At 63.5% G+C, this 20,668-nt stretch carries 15 protein-coding genes and 1 tRNA gene; 12 read left to right on the top strand and 4 right to left on the bottom strand.

Annotated elements, in window-relative coordinates; translation table 11 throughout:
• The first annotated feature begins 531 nt into the window (after positions 1-531).
• Together AC1DS6_RS24100 and AC1DS6_RS24095 are read left to right on the top strand one after the other, a co-directional pair.
• Positions 532-2,736 carry an OsmC domain/YcaO domain-containing protein gene (locus AC1DS6_RS24100; protein ID WP_477103307.1) on the top strand — a complete coding sequence of 735 codons (2,205 nt, stop codon included), beginning with the start codon at positions 532-534 and terminating at the stop codon, positions 2,734-2,736.
• A gap of 280 nt (positions 2,737-3,016) precedes the next feature.
• Positions 3,017-3,093 (top strand) — tRNA-Met (locus AC1DS6_RS24095).
• A gap of 270 nt (positions 3,094-3,363) precedes the next feature.
• On the opposite strand, the gene AC1DS6_RS24090 is transcribed toward AC1DS6_RS24095, so the two are convergent.
• The 3 genes from AC1DS6_RS24090 to AC1DS6_RS24080 are packed head-to-tail and all read right to left on the bottom strand — an operon-like array spanning position 3,364 to position 8,657.
• Positions 3,364-5,865: a spermidine synthase gene (locus tag AC1DS6_RS24090; RefSeq protein ID WP_441629274.1), complete on the bottom strand. Its 2,502-nt coding sequence runs from the start codon at positions 5,863-5,865 to the stop codon at positions 3,364-3,366.
• 15 nt (positions 5,866-5,880) lie between these two features.
• A complete protein-coding gene (locus tag AC1DS6_RS24085) occupies positions 5,881-6,597 on the bottom strand; it encodes a protein-L-isoaspartate(D-aspartate) O-methyltransferase (RefSeq protein WP_441629328.1) in 717 nt (238 codons plus the stop codon).
• Positions 6,598-6,620: 23 nt separating this feature from the next.
• Positions 6,621-8,657 carry a thioredoxin domain-containing protein gene (locus tag AC1DS6_RS24080; RefSeq protein ID WP_477103316.1) on the bottom strand — a complete coding sequence of 679 codons (2,037 nt, stop codon included), beginning with the start codon at positions 8,655-8,657 and terminating at the stop codon, positions 6,621-6,623.
• 238 nt (positions 8,658-8,895) lie between these two features.
• Between AC1DS6_RS24080 and AC1DS6_RS24075 the strand changes: the two genes are divergently transcribed.
• Both AC1DS6_RS24075 and AC1DS6_RS24070 read left to right on the top strand, forming a co-directional pair.
• The gene (locus tag AC1DS6_RS24075; protein WP_441629272.1) at positions 8,896-9,333 is read left to right on the top strand and encodes a universal stress protein; all 438 of its coding nucleotides are present in this window, start codon (positions 8,896-8,898) and stop codon (positions 9,331-9,333) included.
• Positions 9,330-9,455 carry a hypothetical protein gene (locus AC1DS6_RS24070; RefSeq protein ID WP_441629270.1) on the top strand — a complete coding sequence of 42 codons (126 nt, stop codon included), beginning with the start codon at positions 9,330-9,332 and terminating at the stop codon, positions 9,453-9,455. Before AC1DS6_RS24075 ends, AC1DS6_RS24070 begins: the two co-directional genes overlap by 4 nt.
• 57 nt (positions 9,456-9,512) lie before the next feature.
• On the opposite strand, the gene AC1DS6_RS24065 is transcribed toward AC1DS6_RS24070, so the two are convergent.
• Positions 9,513-12,359 carry an AMP-binding protein gene (locus tag AC1DS6_RS24065; RefSeq protein WP_441629268.1) on the bottom strand — a complete coding sequence of 949 codons (2,847 nt, stop codon included), beginning with the start codon at positions 12,357-12,359 and terminating at the stop codon, positions 9,513-9,515.
• Positions 12,360-12,589: 230 nt separating this feature from the next.
• Between AC1DS6_RS24065 and AC1DS6_RS24060 the strand changes: the two genes are divergently transcribed.
• The 8 genes from AC1DS6_RS24060 to paaK all read left to right on the top strand — a co-directional run bounded on the left by AC1DS6_RS24060 (position 12,590) and on the right by paaK (position 20,612).
• Entirely contained in the window at positions 12,590-13,255 is a 666-nt protein-coding gene (locus AC1DS6_RS24060) for a TetR family transcriptional regulator (protein ID WP_477103306.1), read from the top strand.
• Positions 13,256-13,477: 222 nt separating this feature from the next.
• The gene (gene paaA / locus AC1DS6_RS24055; RefSeq protein ID WP_477103305.1) at positions 13,478-14,482 is read left to right on the top strand and encodes a 1,2-phenylacetyl-CoA epoxidase subunit PaaA; all 1,005 of its coding nucleotides are present in this window, start codon (positions 13,478-13,480) and stop codon (positions 14,480-14,482) included.
• Between the two features lie 13 nt (positions 14,483-14,495).
• Complete coding sequence (gene paaB / locus AC1DS6_RS24050; RefSeq protein WP_035869507.1) at positions 14,496-14,780, top strand: 1,2-phenylacetyl-CoA epoxidase subunit PaaB; 285 nt, start codon at positions 14,496-14,498, stop codon at positions 14,778-14,780.
• Positions 14,781-14,791: 11 nt separating this feature from the next.
• Positions 14,792-15,595 carry a 1,2-phenylacetyl-CoA epoxidase subunit PaaC gene (gene paaC, locus AC1DS6_RS24045; RefSeq protein ID WP_441629264.1) on the top strand — a complete coding sequence of 268 codons (804 nt, stop codon included), beginning with the start codon at positions 14,792-14,794 and terminating at the stop codon, positions 15,593-15,595.
• A gap of 6 nt (positions 15,596-15,601) precedes the next feature.
• Complete coding sequence (gene paaD / locus AC1DS6_RS24040; protein ID WP_441629262.1) at positions 15,602-16,147, top strand: 1,2-phenylacetyl-CoA epoxidase subunit PaaD; 546 nt, start codon at positions 15,602-15,604, stop codon at positions 16,145-16,147.
• Positions 16,148-16,170: 23 nt separating this feature from the next.
• Entirely contained in the window at positions 16,171-17,259 is a 1,089-nt protein-coding gene (gene paaE, locus AC1DS6_RS24035; protein ID WP_035869387.1) for a 1,2-phenylacetyl-CoA epoxidase subunit PaaE, read from the top strand.
• Between the two features lie 45 nt (positions 17,260-17,304).
• A complete protein-coding gene (gene paaN, locus AC1DS6_RS24030; protein ID WP_477103304.1) occupies positions 17,305-18,993 on the top strand; it encodes a phenylacetic acid degradation protein PaaN in 1,689 nt (562 codons plus the stop codon).
• 293 nt (positions 18,994-19,286) lie between these two features.
• Positions 19,287-20,612 (top strand): phenylacetate--CoA ligase PaaK, encoded by a 1,326-nt coding sequence (gene paaK / locus AC1DS6_RS24025; RefSeq protein ID WP_477103303.1) that lies wholly within the window; start codon positions 19,287-19,289, stop codon positions 20,610-20,612.
• The last annotated feature ends 56 nt before the right edge of the window (positions 20,613-20,668 follow it).

Genomic DNA, 20,668 nt, shown 5'->3' with positions numbered 1-20,668 from the left:
GCTGCCGGCGACTAACGCCAACGCATGGCGAGCCCGACGATACTTGGAACGCATGGCGCGAATAGGCTCAAGGCTGTCTGCAGTCTGATCGGTGGCGACGTGGGCAATGCGGCCACCAGTGCACAACGTCGTTCCGAAATCGCCCGCCAGGAGGCGCTGGCAGGTGGCGCGGATGCAGCCGGCTCGTGCTGAGACAACGCCGCGCTGCGCGTGTTGGAGAGTTCCGACCCGTTCCCGCGCGATGAGAACGGCAAAGGGCCGGTTAGCCTCATCATCACATTCCGTCCCAACGACTAATAAGGCACCTCCAAGTGGGCAGCACGCTACGCAGCCTGTGCCGCCCCCCCTGGCGCTGCCCAGAATATCGCCATGGCGTGACGTTCCAGCCACGTCCTGCGCAAATTGCGTTCGCCTGTCAAATTATCCGTATGCGACGGCGCTTGTAGAAAGCATCGATATATTACAATGCACCAGCGCGGCGTCGGATAATAGCGGTCGCATCATTTTGAGCACCATTTTGGAATTACCCCCATGGAAATTAAGGTCAACTTTCTCGATAAGCTACGTCTTGAAGCCAAGTTCGATGACTTCACGGTGATAGCCGACCAGCCTGTCCGCTATAAAGGCGATGGCTCCGCGCCGGGTCCGTTCGATTATTTTCTGGCCTCGTCGGCATTGTGTGCGGCTTATTTTGTTAAGTTGTACTGCGTAACTCGCGACATTCCGACCGATAACATCCGCCTGTCGCAGAATAATATTGTTGATCCGGAAAACCGATATCAGCAGATTTTCAAGATTCAAGTTGAGTTGCCGGCGGATATTTCCGCCAAAGACCGCCAGGGTATTTTGCGCTCCATCGATCGCTGTACGGTAAAAAAAGTGGTGCAAGCCGGACCCGAGTTTGTGATCGAAGAGGTAGAGAACTTGGATGCCGATGCTCAGTCGTTGCTGGCGCTGAAGCCGGCGTCTGGAGCCAGCACCTATATTGCGGGCAAGGATCTGCCATTGGAGCAAACCATCGCCAATATGTCGGGCATTTTGGCGGACTTGGGGATGAAGATTGAAATCGCTTCATGGCGTAATATCGTTCCCAATGTCTGGTCGCTGCATATCCGTGATGCACACTCGTCAATGTGTTTTACCAATGGCAAGGGTGCGACCAAGGAAAGCGCGTTGGCGTCGGCGTTGGGAGAGTTTATCGAACGTCTGAATTGCAACCATTTTTATGCCGGTACGTTTTGGGGCGAAGACCTCGCCAATGGGGCGTTCTTACATTATCCGAACGAGCGCTGGTTCAAGCCTGGACGCAAAGATGCGCTACCGGCTGAAATTCTCGATGAATACTGCCTGCCCATTTACAATCCCGATGGCGAGTTACGTGGCTCGCACCTGTATGAAACCAACTCGGGAAATGTGCAGCGCGGTATTTGTTCGCTGCCGTTTGTACGGCAGTCGGACGGCGAAGTGGTGTATTTTCCCTCCAACCTGGTCGAAAACCTCTACGCCAGCAATGGCATGAGTGCCGGTAATACACTGGCCGAAGCCCAAGTGCAATGCTTGTCCGAGATTTTCGAACGGGCGGTAAAGCGCGAAATTCTGGAGGGCGAAATGGCATTGCCTGATGTGCCCCATGAAGTGCTGGCGAAATACCCAGGCATTCTGGCTGGCATTCAGGGGCTAGAAGAGCAAGGTTTTCCGATATTGGTGAAGGATGCTTCGTTGGGTGGAATTTATCCGGTGATGTGCGTCACCTTGATGAACCCACGAACCGGCGGTGTCTTTGCTTCATTCGGCGCGCACCCAAGCCTCGAGGTGGCGCTGGAACGGAGTCTGACAGAATTGCTACAGGGTCGCAGTTTTGAAGGCCTGAACGATTTGCCACAGCCCACCTTTGTCAGTAACGCCGTGACTGAGCCGAACAATTTTGTTGAGCACTTCATTGATTCCAGCGGCGTGGTGTCGTGGCGCTTTTTCAGCGCCAAGGCGAATTTCGATTTTGTCGAGTGGGATTTTTCTGCCCAGGGCGAGAACTCCAATGCCGAGGAAGCAGCAACCTTGCTCGGCATTCTTGAGGACATGGGCAAAGAGGTGTACATGGCGGTGTATGACCAGCTAGGCGCCGTAGCTTGCCGGATTTTGGTTCCGGGCTATTCGGAAGTCTATCCTGTAGAAGATTTGATCTGGGATAACACCAACAAGGCACTGTCGTTCCGCGCAGATATCTTGAACTTGCATTGCCTGGACGACGCAAGCCTGGAGGCCCTGCTTGAGCGTCTGGATAACAGTGAGCTCGATGAATACGCCGACATCGCCACGCTGATCGGCATCGAATTTGACGAGAATACGGATTGGGGGCAGCTGACAGTTTTGGAGTTGAAGCTGCTCATTCATCTCGCCTTGCAGCAATTTGAAGCGGCGCACGAGCTGGTGGGCGCCTTCTTGCAGTACAACGACAACACGGTCGAGCGCGGACTGTTTTACCAGGCATTGAATGTGGTGCTGGAGGTGCTGTTGGATGACGACCTGAACCTGGACGACTACGCGGTCAACTTCCGTCGGATGTATGGCAATGCGCGGATGGACGCAGTGCTGGGTTCAGTGGACGGCAGCGTGCGTTTCTTTGGTTTGACGCCAACCAGCATGAAATTGGAGGGGCTCGACAGGCACCACCGCTTGATTGACAGCTACAAAAAATTGCACTCGGCGCGGGCAAATGTGGCGGCTACAGCCAGTTAGGGCTAAGGGTCAAGAAGGCGGTGAAGGCCGCCATCGGGAAGCACTCGCCTTTAGTGTCCGCTTTCGAGAAAGCTCAAAGCCCGCTCAGGGTCGAGGCCGTGTGGAAACGTCTCTCGAATCGCACCGATGCGCGTCCCCTCCGGGGCGTAGACTTCTTGTCGAGCGTCTTTAGACATGACGTGGCTTGTTGACAAAAGCTTCCGTCTTCGGCAACATTCGCCGCTCAGGGGGGCAAGGCAGCAACGGGTCTTGGTTCCCTACAGAAACACGCAAAATCTTTGGCGAATTAGCTCAGTCGGTTAGAGCGACGGAATCATAATCCGCAGGTCCGGGGTTCGAATCCCTGATTCGCCACCATATTCGTTGGCGCCTGGCAACGGGCCACAACAAAAACCCCTCCCGATCGCAAGATCGGGAGGGGTTTTGCTTTTGGGCGCTCGAAACACGCGATTCGGCGGCATGTTGAAAATGCCAGCCAGATCGGACCACTGCCGAAATGTCCCATGTCGGCATGAAGCGCCAGACGGCAGGCGTCAGCACGCATCACCATGGAAGAGCGGGCGCCGAACAGTCCCACGAGCAGGATCGGCGTGAGCGTGCATCAGTCTCTCGTGTGACGCCCGAGGTTTATGGACAAATGAATGCCGCCGCGAGATACAGCAAAAGCGCTATCAGCACCACCGCGGTAAAGCCAAGATGGATTGCTAACAGCGTGGCCAGGACTGCAGCCACCACCGAAGCACAGGCGTTGATGCCCCAGGCCCATGGCACGAGCGGTTCAACGCGGGAGGCAACGCGCCCGAGTCCCAGCGGAAACGGCATTCCCATCGCGAACGCGAGCGGCGCGACCAGCAATGCGGAGATGGCGATCCTGGCCGGGTCCGGGAGGGAAATCAGCAGCCGAAACAAGGTTGGCAGGATCGCCAGGTAGAGCAGCGAGATAAGACAGATCGCGCAAACGACCCACCCGAGCGGGTACCACCGCCCCGTCCTCCGGCCCGGATCCGGCGTGGGGCCGCGTGAAGGCGGGCCACCCGCTTGCAGGCGCTGTGAGTATCGGCTTCCCAGTCCGGCAAACGACAGGAAGGCGCATAACACCACCGCCACCGTATAGAGCGGGTGACTCAAAAACAGGATGAACTTCTGAATAAACGCGATCTCGACGAACATGAAGGCGGCGCCGACCGCCAGGAAGTAGAGCACGACGCGCCGGCCCGACAGGCCCTTTGCTTCTGTGCCATCGCCGGCAAGGGATGTCGCCGGCGGCGACGGCTCATGAACCAGCCCGGGACGGCGTCTTATCACCCAGAGCGGAAGGACGATCAATACCAGGGTTGCGAGTACGGCCTGAAGCAGCGTCGCGACCAGCACGGGATAGCCCCACTCCAGCAATGGCAGGCTTCCTTGCGCCTTCAGGGCGAGGAGTTCGGGTAGCGAGCGCCATTTGAAGAAGTGGAAGAAGTACGGCTTATCGTCGGTGGCGGGCCGGACATCGAACTTGTAGCGCGCCCAGAATCCGTCGCGATCGGTGCCCTGCAAGGCTTGCGCCGCGTCGAAGAAATACGGTTCCTCGAGCAGGTTGTACTGGTTTGCCTCCGCGGCCGCCATGCCGGAGTAGTAGTCGACGTCGAACGAACGGGCACGGCAGAATTCGTGCAAGGCGGCGATTTCCGCACCGCTGATGTCCCCGTTCTTGACCACCAGCGTTGCCGTCTTCCAGCCACGAATCAGCGCGAGCCGGCGCGACGGCTGCGACACGCCGTTGCGTTCCATCGCGATCAGCGCGGTGCCGAATAATTTGGGGATATCGCGCGGCGGTAGCGTGACCCAGCGCGTGATTGCCAGCAGGCCACCGGGATTGAGATGGCGGAGGTAGTCCTGGAACGCTTCCACCGTGTACAGATAGCTCTCGGAAAGCGCGTAGAGGCCGGCCGACGAGGCGCCAAACGAATCCAGCAGCGCGACCTGGATAAGGTCGTAGTGTTCGCCGCGACCAGCCATGAAGCCGCGCGCTTCGCCCACGAAGACACGGACGTTGGGCGCGCTGTAGGGCTTGCCGGAGAAGCCGGCAAAGCGGTCCTGCACCAAGTCGATCACCTGCGGATTCAACTCTACCGCGTCGATGGCGCCCGCCTGGTGGTAAATCGCCTGCAACACATCGGCCCCGGCGCCGCTTCCAAGTATCAGGACCCGGGGGCGCTCCAGCAGGTGATAGGGAAGCGCGGAGGTGAGGTAGTCCAGATAGCCAAGTGGCTTTCGCCGCCCGTCATAGCGATTGAGCGCGGAGAGCCCGTCACCATCCGTAAACACGCCCAGCTGTGGCGGCGGTTCCAGGGCCGCGTTGAGGCTCAGCCCGGGTGCATGCCGGAAAGGGATCGAAGCGTTTTCCACCACCGTGATGAGACCCAATGGGCTTGAGCTTTCGGCGGCCACCCGTGCGCCCTTGATGCGCAGGGTCTGACTCAATTCCTTGTAGTCGGAGGGCCGCAGTGCGATCCAGTCGCCTGGCAGGCTAGCCGGCACAATGACCGCTGCGGCCACAAGCAGTACCGGCAACCAGCGCCGATGCCAATGGCACTCGATGCTTGCCAGCGCGGCCGCCGCCAGACCCGCGCTGCCCACAAGGCGGAGCGCATTCACAGGCGTCAAGCCAAATAGGGCAACGATGATGGCAATGCAGCCTATCCCGGCTCCCAGAATGTCAAAGCTGTAGATGCGGTGGACCTGATGATGGAACCGCGTGAAGGTGAGACAGACACACGTCGCAGCGCAGAAAAAGGGAACGAACAGGAGCAGATAGATCAACAGCAAACGCAGCGCCTGCCGCGGTTCCCACAAGATCTCCAGAGGATTGAATGCGACGCGCTGGGCGAGCGCGAAACAAGCGATCGCAGAAACGCCGAACAACAGTGCGCCGGTCACGAACACCGCTGCAAACCTCGGCGTGATCGTGCGCTGCATCAGGGCCACGATCGCACCGGCCGCGCCGTAGCCCAGCAGGGCGACACTGATCATCATGTAGGCGAAGTGGTGCCATTGGATGATGGAGAGCAGGCGCATCAGCAGGATTTCGTAGCCAAGCGCGGATGCGGAAAGCAGGGAAAGGGCGAAGAGCGGCGGGGAGAGCATGATGGCGTGACGACATCAGCGCCCACCGACCAACGGCACGAACCTGACAGGCAAGATCTGTTTGGTGGAAATCGTGCCGTCCCCCGCTTTCTCGATCAGCAGCAAGTACTGGGTCAGGAACTGGGCGCCCACCGGGACCACCATCCTGCCGCCGGGTTTCAGTTGCCGGATGAGCGGGGGCGGAACATGACTTGCAGCTGCGGTGACGATGATGGCGTCATAGAGTGCGTTGTCCTCCCAGCCGTAGTAGCCGTCGCCCACCTTGGTCTTCACTTGCGTGTATGCGAGGCGTTTCAAGCGTTCCTGCGCCTGTGCCCCCAGCGGCTCGATGATTTCGATCGTATAGACCGCTCGCGCCAGCTCTGCGAGGATCGCCGCCTGGTAGCCGGAGCCGGTGCCGATTTCCAGCACGACGTCGGTGGGCTTGACCCTCATCAGGTCGGTCATCAGGGCAACGATGTAAGGCTGCGAGATGGTCTGGCCGTAGCCGATGGGCAGCGGGCGGTTCTCATATGCGTTGCCCTCCTGCTCCGGTGGAACAAACTGGTGGCGGGGCACCTTCTCCATGGCCGCCATGACGCGCGCATCAAAGGCATGCCTGCCCGTTTCGGCGCCGGTATGAACCGATAGCGCTGCGATTTCCTTGACCATCAGAGTCCGGAGCGACGCAAAATCATCGGCGGCGCGGACGCCGGCGGACGCCACCGCCAGCGCGATTGCCGGAATCAACATGTGCAGCAGGAGCGTCGCTGGTTTCACAATGGCCTCCCTGCTTGCGCACGCACGGGGTGCTTCGCGTCTGCGCCTTCCGCGCAGCGTTCAAGCAGCGCCTTGCCACTCGTAACCGGCGTTGCACAGGTGCGATGCCGGCATACGTAGGCTGCCGGCCGGCCCTTGACGGGGTGCCGCCCCCGGCCGTTCGGGACGTCTTCGGCAAATGCCAGGACGCGTGCCGGCAGGTACGCGCGGTGAACGCTTTCCACGAGAGCCGCTGCCGCCGCCTTGTCGCCAGCAAAAATGATCTCGAACGGGCCGCGCTGCGCGAAATCCCGGGCGGCCAGCAGGTGTGGGAAGCCGGCCGGGGCCGCGGCGGCGGCGGCCCGGTATCTGTCGAATTCTTGCTCGGCGATGTCACGATAGAAATCGAGGCCGGTGAGCGCATGCAGGCGCAGGAAGGCGAACACGCTGGTTGATATGCCTGACGGCCAGGCGCTGTCGTGCGGCGCCCGGGGCCTATGCACCAATGGCTCGCCATCGCGGGGCGTGAAAAACAGTCCGTCCTCGCGGAACTTGTCGAGGATGAGCGCCACGAGTTCGACCGCGCGATCCAGGTATCGCTTGTCGAAGCAGGACTCGTAGAGGTCGATCAGCGCGTTGGCCAGGAAGGCATAGTCTTCGAGGAACCCAGGCACCTTGGCTACCCCGTCCTTCCAGGCCCGGTACACGCCACCGTCCGGCATGGTGAGTTTTTCCTCGATAGCGCTGGCGGCACGCCTCGCGGCAGCGAGGTACGCAACGGCGCCCGTCGCTTGGTAAGCCGCACAGAGTCCCTGGATCATGAGGCCGTTCCAGCCCGTGAGAATGTTGTCGTCACGGCCAGGGCGCGCGCGTTGGGTACGCGCCGCCAGGAGCCGCTCGCGCCAGTCTTCGAGGCGCGCCTCGTCCAATGCGTCCAGCGCGGCAGCACGGTGGAGCACCGATGTACCGTGTTCGAAGTTCCCGCGATCGGTCACGCCGTAGGCCAGGCAAGCCCGCGCGCCCTCGGAATCGCCCAGGACCGCCTTCACCTCGGCCGGCGTCCAGACATAAAACCGGCCTTCCGCCCCTTCGCTATCGGCATCTTCGCCAGCGTAAAAGCCGCCATCGGGATGCGTCATGTCGCGCAGAATGTACGCGATGGTGTTCTCAAAGACACGGCGCCAGGATGGCTTGCCAGTCAGGCGATAGGCGTTGGCGTAGAGCGCGACGAGCTGGCCGTTGTCATAGAGCATCTTTTCGAAGTGGGGCACGCCCCAGCGTTCGTCGACGCTGTAGCGCGCAAAGCCGCCACCGAGCTGGTCATGGATGCCCCCCGCCGCCATGCTGTCGAGCGTGCGCTCCAGCGCTTCAAGCAGCGCGGGTTCACCGGTACGGTGATAGATCCGCAGCACGAGGTCGTAGCCGCTCGCGTTGGGAAACTTGGGGGCGCCGCCAAATCCACCATGGACCGGGTCGGTGCCTCGTGCCAGGGCGCGAGCTGTCTCTGCGGGCAGGTCCTCGACTTCAGCGGCTTCACGGCGCAGGTCCGCCTGGTCGAGCCGTCTGAACTCCGACTGAAACTGCTTGACCATGTCGTGCAGTTCGTCGCGGCGATGCGTCCAGGCATCGCTCAGGCTCAGCAGCAGCCGCACGAACCCTGGCCGGCCGTAGCGGTCATCGGGCGGGAAGTAGGTGCCGCCGAAGAACGGTTCGCCTTGCGGGGTCAGGAACACCGTCAGCGGCCAGCCGCCGCCCTGCCCCATCATCAGGGGGACTTTCTGGTAAACGTCGTCGATGTCGGGACGCTCCTGCCGATCTACCTTGATGCTGATGAAACGTTCATTCAACAGGCCGGCGATCCGGGAGTTCTCGAACGATTCGTGTGCCATGACGTGGCACCAGTGGCACGCGGCGTAGCCGACGGAAAGCAGAACCGGCTTGTCTTCGTCGCGCGCACGGCAAAAGGCCGCTTCGCTCCAGGGATACCAGTCGACTGGATTGTCCGCGTGTTGTCGGAGGTAAGGCGAGGTTTCTGTGGCGAGCCGGTTTCTCATCATCGTCTCCAGCCTGATCCGATAGAACAACTGTGGCGCAGAGCAAGGCGTCCTGCAAGCGCGTGTTCGGGTCGTTTGACGTGCGGCCTTCGGCACCTATACTCACTTCAGGAGGCGGGCGACTGGAGGCAACCAATGGGGCCTTGCGCTTTCGATTGTCGCCTTGCCATCGCACGCCTTCCGGCGCGAAAACGCAACCGGCTCCATGAGCCCCGAAGCGGGGTACAAGGAGAGCAGTATGTTTACGCACCTTCTGCTGGCGGTTGACGGTTCCCCCCTGTCCGACGCGGCATTCCACAATGCGCTCCTGTTGGCGCAGGAAATGGAAGCGCGGATCACTGCGCTGCGAGTCGGGCCCAAGTACCACCTGTTCGCCTATCACACCGAAATGCTGACGGACAGCCGGGAGCTGTTCGCGGAAGAGATTGGGGAAGCAGCAAAGAAGTATCTGGAAAGGATCGCGCTGGAGGCAGCCGAGGCTGGTGTGACTTGTGCGACGACCTTTCTGGTCGACGATCACCCGTACGAAGCCATCATCAAGACTGCCGAAGACAGGGGCTGTGACCTGATCGTGATGGCGTCTCATGGAAGGCGCGGCGTGCAGGGTGTGCTGCTCGGCAGCGAAACACAGAAGGTGCTGACCCACAGCAAGATCCCCGTGCTGGTTTACCGTTGACACCAGCGTTTTCGCGTTCGCCCCACGTGCGCGAGCCGGACACGTCCGAGTGGAACTTCACCAGCGCGCTGCTCGGTTCGTTTGAACGCAGGCAAGCCAAGGTGTTCGCGCTCGAGCCTTGAGCGAGCCAGCAGCATGGCCTGGCGCAAGATGCGCGACGCCGGGCATGGGCTATGGTTCTATATCCGCCTGGAACCCCGGTGTGTCGCGCGCAAGCCATCCGGCTCGCCGCAATAGTGCAGGATCTCTGTGCGCGCGGTATTGCGCAGGCGCACGGCGGCGGGCCAGTCGTCGCCATCCGGCCACAGCGGGCTGCCGATGACCACACCGATCGGTCCGCGCCGCGGCAGCCATTGTCCGTCCCGCAGTACGGAGCGCGTACCCCGGATGGCGACCGGCACCACCGGCGCGCCGGCGTGCGCGGCGGCCAGGAATGCGCCCGTGCGGAAGCTTTGCAGGCCGGGCGTGCGCCCAAACGTGCCCTCCGGAAAAAACAGGACAGAGTGCCCGGCGCGCACCGCCGCCACGATCCGCTCCACGTCCTCGTGCTCTCGCCGCGGATCAAGGCGGTCGATGAAATCCGCGCCGATGCTGGCCAGGTAGGCGCCGGGTATGCGCTGGGATTGAAGCTCGCGCTTGGCCACGAAGCAGATCGGCCTGGGCAGGGCCGCCACCAGGACGATACCGTCCAGGTAGCTGGCGTGGTTCGATACCAGGATGCACGGCTGGTCGCGCGGCAGGCGCTCGGCCTCGTCCACGAACCAGGGTATCGCGCTCAGCCTGAGCAGCAGCCTTGCGGCGCGGTGGCTGACGGCCCAGCCCAGTTGCGGCCGATGCAGTACTACCGAGGCCAGCCAGGTCGCCGGGGTCAGCGCGGCGAACAAGGCCCAGGCGTAGCAGGCATAGGCCAGGCCTGCGCCGGTCTGCCGGATGCGCCGCAGTTGGGGAAGCATCGCCTGCCATCCGAAGCGGGCGATCTGCAGCCAGGGAGCGCCCTGCCCCCGGCCGAGCCGGCCTTGCTCGAAGCGCTCCCGGCAGGCGGCGCGGCGGATCTTGCCACTCGAGGTCTTCAGGATGCTGTGCGGCGAGACCAGGGCAATGTGGTCGGGAGGCAGGCCCAGCACGTCGATGGCCGTCTTCAGCACCTGCCGGTGCAGCATCCGGCGCGCATGTAGATCCTTCACGGCGGTTTCGGCCATCACCACGATGCGTTCCGTGCCGCTGCTGGGGTCCGGGCAACCGAAAACGGCAACACAGCCCTTGCGCATGCCCGCGATGGCGCCGATCGCCTGCTCGAGCTCGTACGGGTAGATATTGCGGCCGCCGCGCACGATCATCTCCTTGGCGCGGCCGGTGATGAAGACATCATTGCCGGCGACATAGGCGTAATCCCCGGTGTTCACCCAGTCGTGATCAAAGAGCAGGCGCGTCTGCTCCGGATTGCGGAAATACCCGCTGGTAGCCGACGGGCCGCGGAACTGCAGCAGCCCCTCGTGGCGCTCGGCCAACTCGTGCCCGCTGGCATCGACGATGCGCACTTCATGGCCCGGGAGCGGCCGGCCGCAGGCGGGGAACTCCAGCACATCGCTATCCTGCTCCGCCGCGGCGGCTGCCCTGGCGGCGCGCATGAATTCGGTCCGGCCGATGCGATCGACCAGCAGGCCGCGGTCCAGCGGAGGAAAGCTGAGGCCCAGCGACGCCTCGGCCAGCCCATACACGGGGGAAATGGCCTCCGGGCGCAGGCCGTAGCGTACAAAGCGCTGCGCAAAGGCGCGCATGGTCTGCACGCTTACTGGCTCGGCACCATTGAAGGCGAAGCGCCAACTACCCAGGTCAAGTCCGGCCAGCGCCGCATCGGCCAGCTTGCGCAGACAGAGTTCGTAGGCAAAGTTGGGGCCGCCCGACAGCGTGCCCCGATACTTGTGGATCGCCCAGAGCCAGCGCTCTGGCCGCGCAAGGAAGGCCAGCGGCGACATCACGACCAGGGGATAGGCGTAGTAGAGGCTACCCAGCCACGCCCCGATCAGCCCCATATCGTGGTACAGCGGCAGCCAGCTGACGAAGACATCCTGGGAGCCAACGCCCAGGGCCTGCCCCATCGCCCGCAGGTTGGCCAGCAGGTTGGCGTGGGTCAGGACGACGCCCTTGGGCGAGCCGGTGCTGCCAGAGGTGTACTGCAGCAGGGCGATATCGTGCGCACGCACGATCGCGTGCACCGGCGCGCCGCCACCCGTGCAAGCCTCCAGTTCCGTCGGCGTCACCACGTCGTGCAGCGTACCGGTGCTGGCCTTGAGCAGTGCGGCCAGCGGCTTGGCTTGCGCGACCGTGACCAGGATGGGTGCCTGGGCATTGGCCAGGATGCCGGCATGGCGCTGCAGATGATCGCCGATCTGCGCCAGCCGCGCCGGCGGATAGAGCGGAACGGGGATGCCACCGGCAATTAGCACGGCGCAGAAACTGTAGAAGTACTCAGGGCTGGTGGGCAGCATGATGGCCACGGCCGTGCCCGGACGCAGACCCCGTTCGGCCAGCCCCGTGGCCATGGCCGTCGCGCGCTGGTGCAGTTGGGCAAAGCTGATCGGGATGTCGTCGCTGCTGCCGTCCTGCAGGATGATATGAGTTCGGTCCGGATGGCGGCGCAGATGCCAGCCGAGCACATCGGTCAAGGTGACGGCACTCTCCGGAGCCTGGGCCGCAGGGAACGGGCGGGCACGCCGCGGGAGCGTTCCGCCCGTGCCAGGCGGCAGATCCTTGGCGGCCAGCAAGGCGCGCAGCAGGGCGCGCGGCGTGTCGGCCTGGGCCAGGACTTGCTCGGGCAGGCTGACGCCAAACCGCTGCTCGACGCGAGTGAGGAGTTCGACGCGCGTCAGGCTATCGAAGCCCAAGTCGCCTTCGAGCGTGCTGTCCAGCGAGACCGGCATCTCGGCGGTCCCCTGCTGCTGCACTGCCGACGACATCTCCCGGACAATGTCGAGCAGCGCGTTGTCGTAGCTTTCCCGGGAGGGTGAATTTGGTCCCATGCGCATGGCAGCCGTTCCGTCCAAGCCGGCGGCGCGCCCGCCGCTACTGAGGGGATGCGGCAAATGTGGCGTACAGGGTGCTCGGATAGCGGCACAGAGTGACACACCCTTAAGATAGACCGCCTGCCAGCTTTGTCGAGGCGGGCAGGGCCGGACCCGGCGCGCTTGGCCACTCCGGCGCCGGCTCGCTATCCTTGGAAGTGGCGCAGTTGCGGATTCTCAAGGAAGTGCGAGCCATGAAGGAGCACGCCGATCTGGCCGACAGGATTCTGGAGGTCGCGCTGAGACTCGCCGAGCGCGGCGGATGGGATGCATTGCATCTCCATGAGATTGCCGCGTCCATGGAGATCGGTCTGGCCGACATTTACCGGCACTACCGGCAGAAGGACGATCTGGCAGAGGCCTGGTTCGGCCGGGCCGACTTCGCGCTGGTTTGCGCAACCCAGCGCGAAGGCTGGCATGGCCTGTCCACGCGCGAGCGCCTCTCGCTAGCCATCCTCGCCTGGCTGGAGGCCCTGGCGCCGCATCGGCGGCTCACCGCGGAGATGCTGCGCTACAAGCTGCAGCCGGAGCACTTGCATCTGCAGGCGCAAGGCCTGCTGCATATCAGCCGCACCGTGCAATGGATCCTGGAGGCCGCCTGCCTGCCGGCGGCCGGCTTGCGCCGGGAGGCGGAAGAGGTCGTGCTGACCGGGATCTTTCTCTCCACATTTGGCGTCTGGCTACACGACCCGTCACCGGAGGCCAGCCGCACGCAGGCCTGGCTAGACCGGCAACTACGGCTTGCCGAGCGGCTGGCCTTGCGCACGCCCGGCGGCGCGGGGGGCGCCCGCCCAATTGCGATGACCATTCGGCAAACTCCGACCGGTCCACATGCGCCCTGGTCGTTTCCCCGCTCCTAGCGGGTGATCCAGCCCCAGCGAACGAAAACCGTCAAATCCGGCAATGCCAACGACGGATCAACCCCACTGCAGGCAGCCTCACGCACACCCGCGCAACGCCGCGTAGCTAACCCTCCACACTCACCCCTCAAAACTATCACTTGATTAAATTCATCCAAACAATTCATCGACCGACCGGTCGGTTTATAAATATACTGCGGCATCGCCTCACAGGAAATCTCCATGTACACCCAATCTCTCGATCTCCCGGGCAACGCGCAACAGCCCGGCACGGCGCCGGCCGATACCTCGCCGCAGCAAGCGCATTTCGACGCCCTGATGGCGGCTGACGGCAAGATCGAGGCGCAGGACTGGATGCCCGATGCGTATCGCAAGACGCTGATCCGGCAGATTTCCCAGCACGCGCACTCGGAAATCATCGGCATGCAGCCCGAGGGCAACTGGATCAGCCGGGCCCCGAGCCTGAAGCGCAAGGCGATCCTGCTCGCCAAGGTGCAGGACGAGGGTGGGCATGGCCTGTATCTGTATAGCGCAGCCGAAACGATGGGCGTGTCGCGCGACCAATTGGTCGATGCCCTGCACGCCGGCAAAGCCAAGTACTCGAGCATCTTCAATTACCCCACGCCGACCTGGGCGGACGTGGGCGTGATCGGCTGGCTGGTGGATGGCGCGGCGATCATGAACCAGATCCCGCTGTGCCGTTGCACCTACGGCCCGTATGCCCGCGCCATGATCCGCATCTGCAAGGAGGAGTCCTTCCACCAGCGCCAGGGCTTCGACGCCCTGCTGTCGATGATGAAGGGCACCCAGGCGCAAAAGGACATGGTGCAGCAGGCGGTGGACCGCTGGTGGTGGCCGGTGCTGATGATGTTCGGCCCGAGCGACAAGGATTCCATCCATAGCGGCCAGTCGTTCCAATGGGGCATCAAGCGGATCTCGAACGACGACCTGCGCCAGAAGTTCGTCGATGCCACCGTCGAACAAGCCCGCATCCTCGGCGTGACGCTGCCCGATCCGGACCTGAAGTGGAATGAAGAGCGCAAGGCGCACGACTACGGCGCGATCGACTGGGAAGAATTCTGGCGCGTCGTGAACGGCGACGGGCCTTGCAACAAGGAGCGCCTCGCCACCCGGGTGAAGGCGCACAACGATGGCGCGTGGGTGCGCGAAGCCGCGCTGGCGTATGCCGAAAAACAGGCCGTGCGGGCTCACAAGCAAGCCGCTTGAACAGGAGATGAAGATGAACAAGGAATGGCCGATCTGGGAAGTATTCGTGCGCAGCAAGCAGGGCCTGGACCACAAGCACTGCGGCAGCCTGCACGCATCCGATGCGAGCGCCGCACTGCGCATGGCGCGCGACGTCTACACGCGCCGGCAGGAAGGCGTAAGCATCTGGGTGGTGCCGTCGGCGGCAATCACGGCATCCGATCCTGCCGACAAGGAGTCTTTCTTCGAGCCGGCCGGCGACAAGATCTATCGCCATCCGACCTTCTTCGTGCTGCCTGCCGAAATCGACCACATGTAAGACGAGACGCAATGATGACCACGCCCCAACATTTGTCGTACGTGCTGCGCCTGGCCGACAACGCGCTGATCCTCGGCCAGCGCAACAGCGAGTGGTGCAGCCATGGCCCGGCGCTCGAGGAGGACATCGCGCTGGCGAATATCAGCCTCGACCTGATCGGCCAGGCGCGGCTGCTGTACTCGCACGCGGCTACGCTCGACGAAGCGCTGAGCGGCGCGAAGAAAACCGAAGACAGCTACGCCTACTTCCGCTCCGAGCGCGAGTTCGCCAACTACACGATGGTGGAGTTGCCGCACTTCGGGCCGTTCGCAGGCACCGCTCGCACCGAACGCGACTATGCCGTCACGATAGTGCGCAACTTCCTCTACTCCGCGCTGATGGCCCATCTGTGGACGGCATTGCAATCGTCCAACGACGAGCAACTGGCGGCCATCGCCGCGAAATCGCTGAAGGAGACGCGCTACCACCTCAGCCATGCCAGCGAGTGGCTGATCCGCTTCGGCGACGGCACGGCGGAGTCGCACCGGCGCGCACAGGCGGCGCTGGACTACCTGATGCCGTACACGCGGGAGTTCTTCGCAACCGATGCGGTGGAAATCGCGATGGCCGAGGCCGGCGTCGGCCCCCTGGTGGCTGGCCTCGAACCTGCATGGCAGGCAGACGTTGAGCAGGCCATTGCCCAGGCCACCCTCAAGCTGCCGTCGCCGGTGAAACACGTTACGACCGGCAAGCACGGCGAACATTCGGAACACATGGGCTTCCTGCTTGCCGAAATGCAGTCCCTGGCACGCCAGCATCCCGGCGCTACCTGGTAGATCGCGATGACCGCCGCCACATTGATGCATGCCGACACCACGCTGGAACGTGCCTGGACCGTACTTGAGGCGGTCCCGGACCCGGAGATCCCCGTGGTATCGATTCGCGAGCTGGGCATCCTGCGCGACGTGCGCCGCGGCGCCGACGACGCCGTCGAAGTCGTCATCACGCCAACCTATTCGGGGTGCCCGGCGATGTCGCAGATTGCCGAGGATATCGGACAGGCGCTGGACGCCGCCGGGATCGTCCCCCATCGCATCGTCACCGTGCTTGCCCCTGCGTGGAGCACCGACTGGATGACCGGCGAAGCGCGCGACAAGCTGCGCCGCTATGGCATTGCGCCACCTGCCGGCAACTGCGGCAGCGCGGATGCGCCGCAAGAAAAGACCATCCGCTTCGTGCCTCGCGCGGCCGCCCGGGACAAGCCGGCCTGCCCGCAATGCGGCTCGGTGCACACCGAACTCCTCGCCCAGTTCGGCTCGACGGCATGCAAGGCGCTGTACCGCTGCATCGATTGCCGCGAGCCGTTCGATTACTTCAAACCGTACTGACCGTACTGACCTGGACCGACATTATGGCGACTCCACAATTCCATCCTTTGCGTATCCGCGAGGTACGGCCCGAAACCGCCGATGCCGTGACCGTCTCCTTCGAGGTGCCCGAGGACCTGCGCGATGCGTACCGCTTCACGCAAGGACAATTCGTCACGCTGAAGGCGCATCTCGATGGCGAGGAAACCCGGCGCTCGTATTCGATCTGCGTGGGCGTCACCGACTACGACCGCGATGGCGAACTGCGCATCGGCATCAAGCGCGTGCGCGGCGGGCGCTTTTCGAACTTCGCGTTCGACACGCTGCAACCTGGCCATGAGATCGAGGTGATGACGCCCGATGGCCGCTTCTTCACGCACCTGAACGCCGACCTGTCGCGGACCTACGTGGCGTTCTCGGGAGGCTCGGGCATCACGCCCGTGCTCGCGATCATCAAGACCACGCTTGAGACGGAGCCGACCAGCCGGTTCACGCTGGTGTACGGCAACCGCAGCGTCGACGCGATCATGTTCGCCGAGGAACTGGAAGACCTGAAGAACCGCTATATGAGCCGGTTCTCGCTGTATCACGTGTTGTCCGACGATTTGCAGGAAGTCGAACTGTTCAACGGCGTGCTGGATCAGGAGAAATGCCGGGCATTCCTGGAAACGCTCACGCCGGCCGACGAAATCGATGAAGCGTTCATCTGCGGCCCCGGCCCGATGATGGATGCAGCCGAAGCCGCGCTAAAGGCAGCCGGCGTGGCGCCGGAGAAAGTGCACGTCGAACGCTTCGGCACACCGCTGCCGCAAGCGGGCGTGCCGCCCATCGAAATCACCGACGACATGCCGGCGGCGGACCTGGAAGTGATCATCGACGGCAAGCGGCGCAAGCTGCGGCTGCCTTATGTGGGGGTCAGCGTACTCGATGTCGGCCTGAAAGCGGGCCTTGCCCTGCCCTACGCCTGCAAGGGCGGCGTGTGCTGCACGTGCCGCGCGAAAGTCCTCGAAGGCGAAGTGAAGATGGAAAAGAACTACACGCTCGAACAACATGAAATCGACGATGGCTTCGTCCTCACCTGCCAATGCCATCCGGTGTCGGATCGGGTTGTCGTCAGCTACGACGAACGGTAAACGCTAATCGCAGTCCTGCAACCTCTAAAAAATACGCCCCCCGCAATGAATCATTCCCTCTTCAGCAAACACGAAAAGACGCTCGAGCGCGCCCTGGAAGCCATCCGGACGCGCGGCTATTGGAGTCCCTTCAACGAGATGCCCAGCCCGCGCGCCTATGGTGAAACCGCCGCCGCCGACGGCGAAGCGGCATTCAAGGCACAGCTTGGCCAGCCCTTCACACTCGATCAACCCGGCAGCAACGGCACGATCGGCGAAGAGCGCTCGCCATTCGGCCAGACCTTGCATATCGGCTACCCCAAAGCGGATCCGGACGCGCTGATCGCGGCGGCACAAAAGGCGCAGGCACAGTACCGCAAGGCCGGTCCGAAAGCCTGGGTGGGCGTGAGCCTGGAAATCCTGGCGCGGCTGAATCAGGCCAGCTTCGAGATCGCGCACAGCGTCATGCACACCACCGGGCAGGCGTTCATGATGGCGTTCCAGGCCGGCGGCCCGCACGCGCAGGATCGCGCGCTCGAGGCCATCGCCTACGCGTGGGACGCGATGCGCGACATTCCGGAGACGGCCTACTGGGAAAAGCCGCAGGGCAAGAATCCTCCGCTAGCCATGGAGAAGCGCTTCACCGTCGTGCCGCGCGGCATCGGCCTGGTGATCGGCTGCTGCACGTTTCCCACCTGGAACAGCTACCCGGGGATGTTCGCCGACCTTGCAACCGGCAATGCCGTCATCGTCAAGCCACATCCGGCCGCGATCCTGCCGCTCGCCATCACCGTGCGTATCGCGCGGCAAGTGCTACAGGACGCCGGCTTCGATCCCAACGTCGTGACCTTGCTGGCGACCGCACCCAACGACGGCCCGCTTGTGCAGTCGCTGGCCACGCGCGACGAGATACGGCTGATCGATTTCACCGGCAGCACCGCCAATGGCGACTGGCTCGAGACACATGCGCCGCAGGCCCAGGTCTACACGGAGAAGGCTGGCGTCAACCAGATCGTGATCGATTCGGCGGACGAACTCAAAGCGGTGGCCCGCAACATCGCGTTTTCTCTCGCGCTGTATTCCGGCCAGATGTGCACCGCGCCGCAGAATATCTATGTGCCGCGTGGCGGCATCAAGACAGCCGAAGGCACCGTCCCGTTTGAAGAGGTCGCCCGATCCATCGCCGGCGCCGTGCAGAAGCTGACTGCCGATGCGGCCCGTGCCGTCGAACTCACCGGCGCGATCCAGAACCAGGGCGTGCTCGCCCGGATCGACGAGGTCGCCGCGCTCGGCACGCCGCTGCTCGCCAGCCAGCGCCTCGTGCATCCCGAATTCCCCGACGCAACGATCGCCACCCCGGTCCTGCTGCAACTCGACGCCAGCCGCGACGATGCTACCTTCACGCAGGAATGGTTCGGCCCGATCGCGTTTGTGATCGCGACCGACTCCAGCGCGCAGTCGCTGGCACTCGCGGCGCGCATCGCCCGCACGCGCGGTGCCCTGACGCTGTCCGTCTACAGCACGGACGAAGCGGTGCTCGATGCCGCCGGGGAGGCTGCCGTGGAAGGCGGCGTCGCCTTGTCCGTCAACCTGACGGGCGGCGTCTTCGTGAACCAGTCCGCAGCGTTCTCGGACTTCCACGCAACGGGTGCAAACCCCGCGGCCAACGCCAGCCTTGCCGATACCGCGTTTGTTGCCAATCGCTTCCGCGTCGTGCAAAGCCGCCGGCATGTCCCGCAGCGCGAGCCGTCGTAAGCGTCGCTGACGAAGCCGCGGATTCGCCCGTCCCGGGCGTTCAGGTGGCTTCGCATCGTCATCCGCAGTCAAGCCAGGGTGCCCGCTATCCGGCCGGCCGGCGCGCATGCGTCGGCCGGGTGGGCGCCGCTATGGAGTTATGGAGTTATGGAGTTCCGGATGCTTGACGACCCGGCACGGCACCACGGCAAAGACCGTTGCCGCGCATAGCCGGGTTGCCGAGCCGTCGTGTGGCGCCCCCAATCCCGCCACCGTTCCATCCTATTCAGTCGCTTCACCATCAGGAGACAACCGTGGTCCAGCCAATTCCCCAACCGGGCGAACTCGAGCCCATCGAACTCGCCAGCCGCGACGAACTCCAGGCGCTGCAACTCTCACGGCTCAAATGGTCGCTCCGTCATGCGTATGACAACGTTCCGCACTACCGCAGCGCCTTCGACGCCGCCGGCGTGCACCCGGACGACCTGCGCCAGTTGTCCGACCTGGCGAAGTTCCCCACCACCTCGAAGAAAGACCTGCGCGACAACTATCCGTTCGGGCTGTTTGCCGTGCCCAGGGACGAGGTCGTGCGCGTGCATGCATCTAGCGGCACGACCGGCAAGCCGACCGTGGTGGGCTACACCGCGAAAGACATCGACACCTGGGCCAACGTAACGGCCCGCTCCATCCGCGCGGCGGGCGGCCGCCGCGGCGATACGCTGCACAACGCATTCGGCTATGGACTGTTCACCGGCGGCCTGGGCATCCATTACGGCGCGGAGCGCCTCGGCTGCATGGTCGTGCCGATGTCCGGCGGACAGACCGAGAAGCAAGTCCAGCTGATCCGCGACTTTGAGCCGTCGATCATTCTCGTCACGCCCTCCTACATGCTCAACCTGCTCGACGAGATGGCGCGCCAGGGCATGGATCCGGCGGCGTCATCGCTGAAGATCGGCATCTTCGGCGCCGAGCCGTGGACGCAGGGCATGCGCGCCGAGATCGAGACGCGCGCGGGCATCCAGGCCATCGATATCTACGGGCTCTCGGAGATCATGGGCCCCGGCGTTGCCTGCGAATGCATTGAAAGCAAGGATGGACCGGTCATCTGGGAAGATCACTTCTATCCCGAGATCATCGATCCGATCTCCGGCGAAGTGCTGCCCGACGGCAGCCAGGGCGAGCTGGTATTCACCTCGCTGTCGAAGGAGGCCATGCCCATGATCCGCTACCGCACGCGCGACCTGACCACGCTGCTGCCGCCGACATCGCGCTCGATGCGCCGGCTGGCGAAGATCACCGGGCGTTCGGACGACATGCTGATCATCCGCGGCGTCAACGTGTTCCCGAGCCAGATCGAGGAGCTGATCCTGGGCATCGGCCGCCTGAGCGGCAACTACCAGTTGTGCATCACCCGCGAAGGGCATATGGACTCCCTGTCCGTCTCGGTCGAGGCGCGCGCCGGGGTCTGCGACGCGCTCACCGACAGCGACCGTGCGCAGCTGGGACGCGAACTGCAGCACCGGGTGAAGACCATGGTGGGCGTTTCCACGGCGGTACGCGTGCTGAACGCCGGTGAGATCAAGACTACAGCCACCGGCAAGGCCCAGCGCGTGCTCGACCTGCGCCACGTCGGCGCCTGAGTCCGGGCAACGGTGCCGCCCGCGCCGGATGAACGGCGGCAGGCGGCCCGGCAGAT

The sequence above is a fragment of the Cupriavidus sp. 05L310 genome (genome assembly GCF_056398185.1).
The sequence above is the reverse complement of the archived record's forward strand: the minus strand, read 5'-3'. Positions and strand labels throughout refer to the sequence as shown.